Genomic DNA, 12,027 nt, shown 5'->3' on the forward strand with positions numbered 1-12,027 from the left:
TCGTCCTTGTTGTTGGGCAGCGAGGCCGTCGGTGCAAGCCCTCAATGGGCCGGGAGACCCGCTGCAGGTTTGCCGTGACCACCGAGATAAGCGGCGGCGATGGCTTCGTTGGCCCAGAGATCCTCCGGCTTGCCGCCAAGCACGATACGGCCTGTTTCCAGCACGTAACCCTGATCGGCGACCGATAGTCCCATGCGCGCATTTTGCTCTACAAGCAAGACCGTGGTGCTCTGGCGGATCTCCGTGATGATGCGGAACACCGCCTGCACGATGACCGGCGCGAGACCGAGCGACGGCTCGTCGAGCAGCAACAGCCGCGGCTTGGCCATCAGGCCGCGCGCGACGGCGACCATCTGCAACTGGCCGCCGGACAGCGTCCAGCCCAGCGCATCGGAGAATTTCCGTATGTCGGGAAAAAGGTCGAACATCGCGTCGGCTTCACCAGACAGTTCTGCTTTGCTCGCTTTGCGGTTGGAGCCGCCGAGCATGATGTTCTCTTTTACGGTGAGACCGGGAAACACCCGCCTGCCCTCAGGCACATGGGAGATGCCCATCCGCACGATGGCTTCCGGCCCGAGGCCTGCAATGGACTTGCCGTCGAACAGGATGTCGCCCGAAGCCGGCTTGGCCAGACCGGAGATCGCGCGCAGCGTGGTCGACTTGCCGGCGCCGTTGGCGCCGAGCAGCGTCACCACCTGCCCTTCCTCGACATTGAACGACACACCGCGAAGCGCGACGATTTCGCCGTAGCGGACATTGAGATCGTTGATCTGCAAAAGCGGCATCAGTCGGTTCCGAGATAGGCTGAGACGACATCGGGATGGCGCAGCACCGCCATCGACTCGCCATCGGCAATGCGGCGTCCGAAATTCAGCACGGTGATGTGCTGGGCTGCTTCCGACACCAGCGTCATGTCGTGATCGATGATCAGGATGGTCAGCCCCTGCGCCGCGATACGCTTGAGCAATTCGTGCAGCTCAAGCTTCTCGGTCGAGTTGAGACCGGCGGCGGGCTCGTCGAGCAGCAGCAGCGTCGGGTTCGCCGCCAGTGCGCGCGCGATCTCGATCAGGCGTTGATGGCCGTAGGAGAAGCTGGAGATCAGCTCCATGGCGCGCGGGCCGAGGCCGACGAAAGTCAGCGCCGCCAGCGCGCGCTCGGTGAGCGCGGCTTCATCGCCCTTGCCGGTCAGCGTATTGCCCGGCCGTTCGGCGCCGATGATGACGTTTTCGAGCGCGGTCATCGAGCGGAACAGCCGGATATTCTGGAAGGTGCGGCCGAGGCCTGCTGCCGCGCGCAGATGTGGCGGCATGGTGGTGACGTCGGTGCCGTCCAGCACCACCTTGCCCGAGGTTGCATTGTAGAGACCCGACAACACATTCAGCGTCGTCGTCTTGCCCGAGCCGTTCGGCCCGATCAGCGCGTGCACACCGCCGCGGCGAACGGCAATATCAACCTCATCCACGGCTTTCAACCCGCCGAAATGTTTCGACAGGCCGGTGACTTCGAGCACCATATCGCCGCCGGTCGCCGCCGGCTTGAGCTGCAGCGGCGCGCTTGTGACTGCCACCTTCTTGCTGCTGCGCATGCGATCATAGGCCGCGGTGACGAAGCCCCAGATGCCATCGGGCATGAAACGGATGATCAGGATCACCGACAGGCCGTAGATCGCCAGATACAGGCCGGGCACGCTCTTGAGGAAACGCAGCCATTCCGGAATCAGGATCAGCAAGCCCGTGCCGATCGCCGAGCCGATCGGCGATGCCACGCCGCCGAGCAGCGACATCGTCAGGAACACGATGGACTCCGCAAAGGAGAACTGGTCCGGGCTGATGTAAGCGAAGCCGCCCGCAAAGAGGCCGCCGCCGAGGCCGCCGAGCACGGCCGATATGGCGAAGGCATAGACCTTGGTGCGGAACACATCGATGCCGTTAACGCCGGCTGCGAGCTCGTTGTCACGCACGGCCCGCATCGCGCGGCCGAGCCGCGTCTCCGGTAGATGCCAGACGATGTAGCCGACCAAAGCGAGCATCGCGACGCAGAAGGCCAGATAGGATTGCGACGACAGGAACAGCGACGGGCGGCCGATCTTGGACACGCCGTCCGGCCCCTTGGTGAGCCAGATCGCATTGATCATCACCAGTGTCACGATCTGCTGGAACGAGATCGTCACCATCGCGAGATAGTGACCACCGAGCCGCAGCGTCGACAGGCCGAGAACGGCGCCAGCAATCAGTGCCATTACGCAGCCGGCGACCAGGCACAGCCAGTAGCTGAGCTGATAGTCCGTCGTGCCGATGCCGACCGCATAGGCGCCGAAGCCGAAGAATGCCGCCTGCGCCAGATTGATCTGCCCGCACAGGCCAAGCACCACCGACAAGCCGAACACGGCGATGGCGAAGGTCGTGGCCTGCATCAGGATATTGAGGATGTAGCCGTCGAACTGCATCGACGACGCCAGAAAGACCACGATGGCGGCGCCGATGAAATACGGAGCGTGGCGCAGCAGCAACGGCTTCGGACGCGTGATGACCACCGCATCGATGTTTTCGCTGGAGGTGCTCATGCTTTCTCCGCGACACGTTCGCCGAAGATGCCCTGCGGACGAAACACCAGGAACAAGACCAGCACGAGGAAGGCAAAGCCGTCTTTATACGGCACGGAGATATAGGCAGCCCCGAAGGTCTCGATGATCCCGAGCGCAAGGCCGCCGATGATGGCGCCGGCGACATCGCCGAAGCCGCCGATGATGGTGGCGGCGAAGGCCTTCAGCGCGATGGTCGAGCCCATCTGGATGGAGACGAACAGGATCGGCGCCACCAGAAGACCCGCGAGGCCGCCGAGCACGGCCGAATAGATGAAGGTGATCATGATCATGGTGGAGACGGAGATACCCAGCAGCGACGCCATTTCCTTGTCTTGCGACGTCGCCTGCAGCTTCTTGCCGATCATCGTGTGTTCGAAGAACCAGTAATTGAAGATCACCAGCGCAATCGTGACCACGATGATCAGGAGATACTGACTGTCGAGATAGACCGGCCCGAGCTGGATGCCGGGCGTCTCGAACCAGCCCGGCAGCACCTGCGGCTGCGGGCCGTAGAGCGCCAGCACACCATTGGCCATCAGGATCGACGCGCCGATGGTGGCGATGATCACAGGCAGATAGGTGCGGTGACGCAACGGATAATAGACGCCGAGATTGAAGATGACGCCGATGACAGCCATGCCGGCGAGCGCAATGATGAAGGACAGCCAGTAAGGCAATTCCAGATCGACGGCGCAAACCACCATGAGATAGGCGGCGACCATCGAGAACTCGCCTTGCGCAAAATTGACGACATTGGTGGCCCGGAAGATTAGCACGAAGCCCAGCGCGACCAGCGCATAGACGGCTCCGATGCCGATGCCCGTAAACAGTAACTGCAGTACCAGATCCATCAGGCGCGCTCGGTGGGAGGTGATTTTGACTCGTCATTCCGGGATGCGCCCGCTTGGGCGCAGACCCGGAATCCCGGCATGGCGTGTGTGGCAGCAGGCGCTGAACACTTCGGGATACCCCGCCACTCCAATTGGAGTGGCTGAGGTTCACGCGCGAAGCCGCGCGCGCCATGGGATGACGGTGAAAGCCGTCGGAGGACGGCCCTCACCGTCAGTTATCGAACTCGATGTGCTTGTCGAAGACGATGTTGCCCTTCTCGTTCTTCACGATGTTGTAGCCGTGCAGACCGTCGCCATTCTTGTCGAAATTGTACTCGCCTTCAGCGCCCGGATATTTCTTGATGGCGACGATGGCCTCGCGGATCTTCTGCGGATCGGTCGAGCCGGCATTCTTGATGGCCATCGCCAGCACGTTGATCGCGTCATACGGCCACGAGCTCTGGTTATCCGGTGCGACCTTGTAGGCATCGCGGTAAGCCTTGCCGAAGGCCTTCGACGCCTCGGAGGACTCTTCCGCATAGTCGGCAACGCCAAAGGTGCCATAGAGCGCCGGCCCCGCGAGCTTCAGCGCGGTGACGTTAACGATCGAGGGCGAACCGACCCACGGAATATTGACGCCGAGCTGACGCAACTGGCGGGCGAAGATGCCGAGATCGTTCTCGAAGGTGAAATACGAACCGAGAATCTCGGCGCCGGACTGCTTGATCGCCAGCACGACAGGCGTGAAATCCTGGCTCTGATTGGCATAGCCCTGATCGAGCGCGACGGTTGCACCGAGCGGCCCGAGCGCCTCGGTCAGCGCCTTGCCGCCCGCCGTGCCGAAGGCATCGGTCGAGTGCAGCACGGCCCACTTCTTCTTACCGAGATTCTTGACGCCATATTCGGCGATGACGCGGCCGGAATAACTGTCGTTCGGGCGGAAACGAAACAGCCAGGGATTGCCCAGCTTCGTGAGATTGGGATCGGTGCCGCCGAACATCACGGGCTTGCCGAGCTTCATGACGTCAGGCGCCATCGCATGCACCTGAGTCGAACGGATCGAGCCGAGGAAACCGACGATCTCGGGATTGGCAGCAAGCTTGGAGAAGGCCAGCACGATGCCGGGATTGGTGGTCTGATCGTCCTCGATGATCAGTTCGATCTGCTTGCCGAGGATGCCGCCGGCCTTGTTGATGGCCTCGACCGCAAGCTTGGCGCCGCCGGTCGCATATTTGCCGGCTTCCGCCGCCGGACCGGTAATCGGCGCGCACATGCCGATCTTGATCGTTCCGCCGCCCTGGGCGCGCGCGCTGCCCATAATGTAGGGGGCTGCAAAGCCAGCCGCGATACCAGCCGTGAATCCACGTCTCGTGAGCGTCATCATTCTCTCCCTAAGAGACCGGACTTGAGCGCCAGCCTTCTTTTGATGGCGGGAGTTGAGCGAAAAATTCTTCTCCTGTCTACAGCCCTGCGAAATTGGTACGACGAATTAACAATCGCAGGCCGCGAGACGGCTTTGCCGCAAAATTATGCAGGCGCGCTATTGATCGGAGAGATCGTCCTCCGCGCCGTCGGCCGCAGGCATCGCCAGCAGCGCGGCCTCCAGCTCATGCAACAAGGCCTGCAGGTCCGACAATTTGCGCACACCGAAACGTTTCGTCATCTCGGCATAGATCGCCTCCGATGTCGGCGCGACAGCCTCGATCAATTTCAATCCCTTTGACGTGATCGAAACAATGCTGCGGCGCAAATCGGCCTTCAGCAGCCGCCGTTCGATCAGCTTTCGGGCTTCCAGATCGCGCAGGATTCGCGACAGGCTGGGGCCCAACAGGAATGCGACGCGTGCCAGCTCCGTCACCTCGATCTCGCCGGAGGCTGCTAGCGCGCGGATGATGCGCCACTGCTGCTCGGTGAGATCATGCGCCCGCAGTGATGGGCGGAAATGTCGCATCACCGATTCCCGTGTCCGCAGCAGCGACATCGGCAGCGACTGCGAGAAGTCGCGCATCGGAATTTTCGCAGCGACCTTTTTCCCACCGGCCTCTTTTTCAGCGGTCTCCTTTTCGGCAGGCTTGCCTTCGGTCCGGGCCTTGTGCGGCTTGGTCATGTCTCGCTCTGCATTTTCTCGCGCGTGCATTGCACAATCGAAATATCACGCGCGGGTTTGATCACAACCATTTAACATGTTAATCGGTTTTTCGCGCGGCTTTTCTGCGCGGGATGATGACCCGATGGCACTCACCTCTTTAGAGATATCAGGCGCGGCGCAGCGCCTGCACCATGCCGAGAAGACCCGAACGCAGATCCGGCAACTGTCGCTGGATCATCCGGCGATCACCATCGATGATTCCTATGCGATCCAGAAGGCCTGGATCGCCACCAAGACCGGCGAAGGCCGTGTGGTGCGCGGCCACAAGATCGGTCTGACCTCCAAGGCGATGCAGAGCGCGCTGAATATCGACGAACCCGATTCAGGTGTGCTGCTCGACGACATGTTCTTCGCCGACGGCGGTATCGTCCCCACCGACCGCTTCATCGCGACACGCGTCGAGGCCGAACTGGCTTTCGTGATGAAGACACGCCTGAGCGGGCCGGACTGCACGATGTTCGATGTGTTGAATGCCACCGACTTCGTGGTCCCGGCGCTGGAGATCCTCGACACGCGCGTCGAGCGCGTCGATGCCGCAACCAAAGCCACGCGAAAGATCTTCGACACCATCGCCGACAATGCAGCGAATGCCGGCATCGTGCTCGGCGGCCGCCCGATGCGGCCACTGGAGACTGACCTGCGCTGGGTCGGCGCCATGTGCCATCGCAACGGCCAGCTCGAAGAAACGGGCCTGGCCGCCGGTGTGCTGAATCATCCCGCCACCAGCGTCGCCTGGCTTGCCAACAAGATCGCGCCACATGGGCTTGCGCTGGAGCCCGGTCAGGTCGTGCTCGCCGGATCATTCATTCGCCCCATCGAGACCCGCAAAGGCGACACGATCCAGGCGGACTATGGCCCCTGGGGCACCGTGAGCTGCTACTTCGGCTGAACAGGGATCGCGCACCATGCCGCATTTCACCATCGAATATTCGGCCAATCTCGACGAAGCCATCGACATGTCAGCGCTGTGCGAGGTGGTCCGCAACGCTGCGGTGCAGACCGGAATCTTCCCGCTCGGCGGCATCCGCGTGCGCGCGATCCGCTGCGAGCACTACGCCATAGCCGACGGCCGCGCCGGCCTCAGCTTTCTCGATATCCTGTTGCGGATCGGCGAAGGCCGTTCGCTCGAGGTTCGCCAGAAGGCCGGCGAACAGATTTTCCAGACGGTCTCCAGCCATCTCGAAACCGTCTTTGCGTCAGGCCGATTCGCATTGTCGTTCGACATGCAGATCAACGACAGCGCGACGAGCTGGAAGCGCAACACCATTCACGACCTGCTGAAAGCCGAGGCCAACAATGGCTAAGACCCCTGCCGATCCCGCCGCCGTCTTCACGGCCAATCAGGAACGCGCCGCGCCGCTGCTGAAGGCGTTACGCGCCGATGGCATCGGCAATATCGTCGATGGCCGGATCGTGCCGTCATCGTCGGGTGAGGTGTTCGAGACGACTTCGCCCATCGATGGCAGTGTGCTGGCGCAGGTCGCGCGCGGCACGGCAGCGGATATCGACAGTGCGGCCAAGGCCGCCCAGCGCGCCTTCAAGGAATGGCGCGACATGGCGCCGACCGCGCGCAAGAAGCTGCTGCATCGCGTCGCCGATGCGATCGAGGACAATGCTGACGACATCGCCGTTCTCGAATGTATCGATACCGGCCAGGCGCATCGCTTCATGGCCAAGGCGGCGATCCGTGGCGCCGAGAATTTCCGCTTCTATGCCGACAAATGCCTGGAGGCCCGCGACGGCCTGAACATGCCGGCGGATGAGCACTGGAATGTCTCGACCCGCGTGCCGATCGGCCCGGTCGGCGTCATCACGCCGTGGAACACGCCGTTCATGCTGTCCACCTGGAAGATTGCACCGGCACTGGCCGCAGGCTGCACGGTGGTGCACAAGCCGGCCGAATGGTCGCCGGTCACGGCTGACCTTTTGGCAAAGCTTGCCAAGCAGGCCGGCCTGCCCGACGGCGTGCTGAACACGGTACATGGCTTCGGCGAGGAATCCGGCAAGGCGCTGACTGAGCACCCCGCCATCAAGGCTATCGCCTTTGTCGGCGAAAGCGCCACGGGTTCGGCGATCATGGCGCAGGGTGCGCCGACCTTGAAGCGCGTGCATTTCGAACTCGGCGGCAAGAATCCGGTGATCGTGTTCGACGATGCCGATCTGGACCGCGCGCTCGATGCTGTCGTCTTCATGATCTATTCGCTGAATGGCGAGCGCTGTACCTCGTCCAGTCGCCTGCTGGTGCAGGCGAGCATTGCCGACAAATTCATCGAGAAGCTCAAGGCTCGCGTGCGTGCGCTGAAGGTCGGCCATCCGCTCGATCCCGTGACCGAAGTCGGCCCGCTGATCCATGAACGGCATCACGCAAAAGTCTGCAGCTATTTCGACATCGCGCGGCAGGACGGTGCCACCATCGCGGTCGGTGGCAAGCCGCATGACGGCCCCGGCGGCGGACATTACGTGCAGCCGACGCTGGTGACCGGCGCGCACAAGGACATGCGCGTGGCACAGGAGGAAGTGTTCGGCCCCTTCCTGACAGTGATCCCGTTCAAGGACGAGGCAGAGGCCATCGCCATCGCCAACGACGTGCAATACGGCCTCACTGGCTATGTCTGGACCTCGGACACCGGCCGCGCGCTGCGCGTGGCCGACGCGCTGGAAGCCGGCATGATCTGGCTGAATTCAGAAAATGTCCGCCACCTGCCGACGCCGTTCGGCGGCATGAAAGCTTCCGGCATCGGCCGCGACGGCGGCGACTATTCGTTCGACTTCTATATGGAAACCAAACACGTCTCGCTGGCGAAGGGGACGCACAAGATACAGAGACTAGGCATCTAGGTTGTCATTCCGGGGCGCGTGCGTCCTTACGCACGTGAACCCTGAGTGACGAGTGAATAAAAACGCTAGGAAACGCCATGCCCGTGCCGACCCACGTGTTCGATCCGCCCTTCAACATCCTGCGCTCCAGCCACGTCGTACTGGATGTCCTCGATCTCAAGGCCAGCCGCGCCTTCTATGAGAACGCCGTCGGCCTGCATGTCGAGGACGCCGACAGCGAGACCGTCTATCTGCGCGCCGTGGAGGAGCACCAGCATCACTCGCTGGTGCTGCGCAAGGCGCAGGTCGCCGCCTGTCACCGGCTCGGTTTCCGCGTCGCCAGCGAGAACGATCTCGACAAGGCGGCCGCCTGGTTCGCCGCCAACGGCATCACCTATTCCTTCGTCGAGCGGCCGTTCCAGGGCCGCACGCTGCACTTCACCGATCCGTTCGGCTTTCAGATCGAACTCACTGCAAAGATGGAGAAGCGCCCGCATCTGCTGCGGCGTTTCGATCTCTACAAGGGCTGCCATCCGCAGCGCCTCGATCATTTCAACGTCTTCGCCGCTGAAGTGCAGGACACCGTCGACTTCTATGCGCGGCTCGGTTTCCGCCTCACCGAATATGGCGAGGAAGACGGCGAAGGCGGCCGCATCGCCGCCGCCTGGATGCATCGCAAGGGCAACGTCCACGACTTCGCCATCACCAATGGAAGGGGACCGCGGCTGCACCACTTCGCCTATTGGGTGCCGACCGCGATGAACATCCTGCATCTCTGTGATGTGATGGCATCATCGGGCTATCTGAAGAACCTGGAGCGTGGCCCCGGCCGCCACGGCATCTCCAATGCGTTCTTCCTCTATGTACGCGACCCCGACGGCCATCGCCTCGAACTCTACACGTCAGACTACCAGACCATGGACACCGACCACGAGCCGCTGCGCTGGTCGCTGAAGGACCCGCGTCGCCAGACCCTGTGGGGCGCGCCGGCACCAAGGTCATGGTTCGAACAAGGCTCGCCATTCAATGGGCAGACAGTGCGTGAACCGGCCTTTGTAGCTGATGTGACGATTGCGGATTGATCCAGACAGTATTGGATATCAGATGACCCACCCCCGCCTCGCCACCTTCACCTATCAAGGCACCACCAAATACGGCGCCGTCACCGACGACGGGATCGTCGATCTGTCCGCGCGCTATGGCGGGGACTATCCGACACTGCGCGAGGCCATCGCGCATGGCGCCCTGCATCGGCTCGCGGATGCCGCGGCCAACCAGCCTGCGGATTTCGCACTGGACGCCATCACCTGGCAGCCGCCGATCCCCGCCCCCGAAAAAATCATCTGCATTGGCGTCAACTATCCGGACCGCAACGCCGAATACAAGGACGGTCAGGACGCGCCGAAATATCCCTCGATGTTCATGCGTACGCCGCGCTCCTTCGTCGGACATGACACGCCGCTGGTGCGGCCGCGCGTATCCAGGCAGCTCGACTATGAAGGCGAAGTGGTGCTGGTGATTGGCAAAGCCGGGCGACACCTCGCCGAGGGCGATGCGCTGAATCACATCGCCGCACTGACGCTCTGCAACGAAGGCACCATCCGCGACTGGGTACGGCACGCCAAGTTCAACGTCACGCAAGGCAAGAATTTCGAGTCCACCGGCAGCCTCGGGCCATGGATCGTGCCCTATACGGACGAAAGCCAGATCGCCGATATCCGCCTCACCACGCATGTCAACGGCGAGCTGCGGCAGGACGATCGCACCTCGCGCCTGATGTTCGGCTTCCGCTATCTCCTGAGCTATATCTCGACCTTCACGACTCTCGTGCCCGGCGACGTCATCGTCACCGGCACGCCGACCGGCGCCGGTGCGCGCTTCGACCCGCCACGCTATCTTGTGCCCGGCGATGTGATCGAAGTCGCGGCCGAGGGCATCGGCACGCTGCGCAATGGCGTCGTCGACGAACACTAACGGATTGGAATACGCATGACTGTTCTCACCGGCGGCGAAGCCATCGTCAGCGGGCTCAAGGCTCACAGCGTCGACACCATCTTCGGCCTGCCCGGCGCGCAGGTCTATGGCCTGTTCGACGCCTTTCACCAGGCGAAGCTCAATGTTATCGGCGCGCGCCACGAACAGGCCTGCGGCTATATGGCGTTTGGCTATGCCCGCGCGTCCGGCAAGCCGGGCGTGTTCAGCGTCGTCCCCGGCCCCGGCATTCTCAATGCCAGCGCAGCGATGCTGACTGCCTTCGGCTGCAACGAGCCGGTGATGTGCCTCACCGGTCAGGTGCCGAGTGATTACCTTGGCCGTGGCCGCGGTCATCTGCACGAGATGCCCGACCAGCTCGCGACGCTCCGCAGTTTCGTGAAGTGGGCCGACCGCATCGACTATCCCGCAGACGCACCGATCAAAGTGGCACGCGGATTTCAGGAGATGACGTCCGGCCGTCGCGGGCCCGTGGCGCTGGAAATGCCGTGGGACGTGTTCACGCAGCGCGCGGAGACAGCGGATGCGACGAGGCTTGAACCGTTCGCAGCGCCCTCGCCCGATCCGGATCGTATCAAGGCAGCAGCCGCGCTGATCAAGGCCGCGAAGGCACCGATGATCTTTGTCGGCGCGGGCGCAATGGATGCGGGTGATGCGATTCTCGAACTCGCGGAAATGATCGACGCGCCCGTGGTCGCGTTCCGCTCGGGGCGCGGTATCGTCAGCAATGCGCATGAGCTCGGCCTCACCATGGCCGCTGCCTATAATCTGTGGCCGCAGACCGATCTCATGATCGGCATCGGTTCGCGGATGGAATTGCCGACCACGTTCCGCTGGCCATTCCGGCCGGAGGGGCTGAAGTCTATCCGCATCGATATCGATCCGGTCGAATTCAGACGGCTCACGGTTGATGCGCCGATCGTTGCCGATGCGATAGAAGGAACGCGCGCGCTGGTCGCCGCCGTAAGCAAGGCCGGATACACGAAGACATCAGGCCGCCGCGAAACCATCCGCGCGGCGTCGGCGAAAGCGCAGAAGGACATCCAGGCGATCCAGCCACAGATGGCCTATCTCGACATCCTGCGCGACGTGCTGCCCGACAACGCCATCGTCACCGACGAGCTGTCGCAGGTCGGCTTCACCTCATGGTTCGGCTTTCCGGTCTATCAGCCGCGCACCTTTATTACTTCAGGCTATCAGGGAACGCTCGGCTCGGGCTTTCCCACCGCGCTCGGCGCCAAGGTCGCGCATCCCGATCGCCCGGTAGTGGCGATCACAGGCGATGGCGGCTTCATGTTCGCGGTGCAGGAACTGGCCACCGCCGTGCAGTTCAAGATCGGCGTGGTGGTGCTGGTGTTCAACAACAATGCCTATGGCAATGTGCGCCGCGACCAGTTGCAGGTGTTCGACGGCCGCGTGGTCGCCGCCGATCTGGTCAATCCGGATTTCGTCAAGCTCGCGGAATCCTTCGGCGTCGGTGCTATCAGGGTGACGTCACCGGCGGAGTTCAAGCCGGCGCTGGAAAAGGCGCTGGCGGACGGTGGGCCGTATCTGATCGCGATCGATGTGCCGAGGGATTCGGAAGTCAGTCCGTGGGCGTTCATTCATCCGAAGAAGCCGTAGCCCCACGCTCGTCGTTCCGGGGCGCGTGCGGT

The 12,027-nt window shown here is 62.7% G+C and carries 11 protein-coding genes; 6 read left to right on the forward strand and 5 right to left on the reverse strand.

The window, feature by feature from the left end; genetic code table 11:
- Positions 1 to 41: 41 nt before the first annotated feature.
- The 5 genes from CIW50_RS10515 to hpaR all read right to left on the reverse strand — a co-directional run bounded on the left by CIW50_RS10515 (position 42) and on the right by hpaR (position 5,422).
- Positions 42 to 785 carry an ABC transporter ATP-binding protein gene (locus CIW50_RS10515; protein WP_149531158.1) on the reverse strand — a complete coding sequence of 248 codons (744 nt, stop codon included), beginning with the start codon at positions 783 to 785 and terminating at the stop codon, positions 42 to 44.
- Positions 785 to 2,563: a branched-chain amino acid ABC transporter ATP-binding protein/permease gene (locus CIW50_RS10520; protein ID WP_149531159.1), complete on the reverse strand. Its 1,779-nt coding sequence runs from the start codon at positions 2,561 to 2,563 to the stop codon at positions 785 to 787. Before CIW50_RS10520 ends, CIW50_RS10515 begins: the two co-directional genes overlap by 1 nt.
- Positions 2,560 to 3,435: a branched-chain amino acid ABC transporter permease gene (locus CIW50_RS10525; protein ID WP_149531160.1), complete on the reverse strand. Its 876-nt coding sequence runs from the start codon at positions 3,433 to 3,435 to the stop codon at positions 2,560 to 2,562. Before CIW50_RS10525 ends, CIW50_RS10520 begins: the two co-directional genes overlap by 4 nt.
- Positions 3,436 to 3,646: 211 nt before the next feature.
- Positions 3,647 to 4,795 (reverse strand): ABC transporter substrate-binding protein, encoded by a 1,149-nt coding sequence (locus CIW50_RS10530; RefSeq protein WP_149531161.1) that lies wholly within the window; start codon positions 4,793 to 4,795, stop codon positions 3,647 to 3,649.
- Positions 4,796 to 4,954: 159 nt separating this feature from the next.
- On the reverse strand, positions 4,955 to 5,422 hold the full coding sequence (gene hpaR, locus CIW50_RS10535; protein ID WP_172980306.1) for a homoprotocatechuate degradation operon regulator HpaR: 468 nt from the start codon (positions 5,420 to 5,422) through the stop codon (positions 4,955 to 4,957).
- Between the two features lie 223 nt (positions 5,423 to 5,645).
- On the opposite strand from hpaR, the gene hpaH reads away from it, so the two are divergent.
- From hpaH to CIW50_RS10565, 6 genes are all read left to right on the forward strand, one after another.
- Entirely contained in the window at positions 5,646 to 6,452 is an 807-nt protein-coding gene (gene hpaH / locus CIW50_RS10540) for a 2-oxo-hept-4-ene-1,7-dioate hydratase (protein WP_149531163.1), read from the forward strand.
- A gap of 16 nt (positions 6,453 to 6,468) precedes the next feature.
- A complete protein-coding gene (locus CIW50_RS10545) occupies positions 6,469 to 6,867 on the forward strand; it encodes a 5-carboxymethyl-2-hydroxymuconate Delta-isomerase (protein ID WP_149531164.1) in 399 nt (132 codons plus the stop codon).
- Positions 6,860 to 8,401, forward strand: coding sequence for a 5-carboxymethyl-2-hydroxymuconate semialdehyde dehydrogenase (hpaE, locus tag CIW50_RS10550; RefSeq protein ID WP_149531165.1), 1,542 nt, complete (start codon positions 6,860 to 6,862; stop codon positions 8,399 to 8,401). The genes CIW50_RS10545 and hpaE overlap by 8 nt, the downstream gene beginning before the upstream one ends.
- A gap of 77 nt (positions 8,402 to 8,478) precedes the next feature.
- The gene (gene hpaD, locus CIW50_RS10555; protein WP_149531166.1) at positions 8,479 to 9,462 is read left to right on the forward strand and encodes a 3,4-dihydroxyphenylacetate 2,3-dioxygenase; all 984 of its coding nucleotides are present in this window, start codon (positions 8,479 to 8,481) and stop codon (positions 9,460 to 9,462) included.
- A gap of 22 nt (positions 9,463 to 9,484) precedes the next feature.
- Positions 9,485 to 10,354 carry a fumarylacetoacetate hydrolase family protein gene (locus CIW50_RS10560; RefSeq protein WP_149531167.1) on the forward strand — a complete coding sequence of 290 codons (870 nt, stop codon included), beginning with the start codon at positions 9,485 to 9,487 and terminating at the stop codon, positions 10,352 to 10,354.
- Positions 10,355 to 10,369: 15 nt separating this feature from the next.
- The gene (locus CIW50_RS10565) at positions 10,370 to 11,995 is read left to right on the forward strand and encodes a thiamine pyrophosphate-dependent enzyme (RefSeq protein ID WP_149531168.1); all 1,626 of its coding nucleotides are present in this window, start codon (positions 10,370 to 10,372) and stop codon (positions 11,993 to 11,995) included.
- Positions 11,996 to 12,027 lie beyond the last annotated feature (32 nt).

Source organism: Tardiphaga sp. P9-11, assembly GCF_008329525.1.
Taxonomy (GTDB): Bacteria; Pseudomonadota; Alphaproteobacteria; order Rhizobiales; family Xanthobacteraceae; genus Tardiphaga.

Bases quoted from the DNA above. Each gene is read 5' to 3' on its own strand.
- CIW50_RS10515 (WP_149531158.1), bottom strand. From the start codon at position 785: ATGCCGCTTTTGCAGATCAACGATCTCAATGTCCGCTACGGCGAAATC.
- CIW50_RS10520 (WP_149531159.1), bottom strand. From the start codon at position 2,563: ATGAGCACCTCCAGCGAAAACATCGATGCGGTGGTCATCACGCGTCCG.
- CIW50_RS10525 (WP_149531160.1), bottom strand. From the start codon at position 3,435: ATGGATCTGGTACTGCAGTTACTGTTTACGGGCATCGGCATCGGAGCC.
- CIW50_RS10530 (WP_149531161.1), bottom strand. From the start codon at position 4,795: ATGACGCTCACGAGACGTGGATTCACGGCTGGTATCGCGGCTGGCTTT.
- hpaR (WP_172980306.1), bottom strand. From the start codon at position 5,422: ATGCGCGACTTCTCGCAGTCGCTGCCGATGTCGCTGCTGCGGACACGG.
- hpaH (WP_149531163.1), top strand. From the start codon at position 5,646: ATGGCACTCACCTCTTTAGAGATATCAGGCGCGGCGCAGCGCCTGCAC.
- CIW50_RS10545 (WP_149531164.1), top strand. From the start codon at position 6,469: ATGCCGCATTTCACCATCGAATATTCGGCCAATCTCGACGAAGCCATC.
- hpaE (WP_149531165.1), top strand. From the start codon at position 6,860: ATGGCTAAGACCCCTGCCGATCCCGCCGCCGTCTTCACGGCCAATCAG.
- hpaD (WP_149531166.1), top strand. From the start codon at position 8,479: ATGCCCGTGCCGACCCACGTGTTCGATCCGCCCTTCAACATCCTGCGC.
- CIW50_RS10560 (WP_149531167.1), top strand. From the start codon at position 9,485: ATGACCCACCCCCGCCTCGCCACCTTCACCTATCAAGGCACCACCAAA.
- CIW50_RS10565 (WP_149531168.1), top strand. From the start codon at position 10,370: ATGACTGTTCTCACCGGCGGCGAAGCCATCGTCAGCGGGCTCAAGGCT.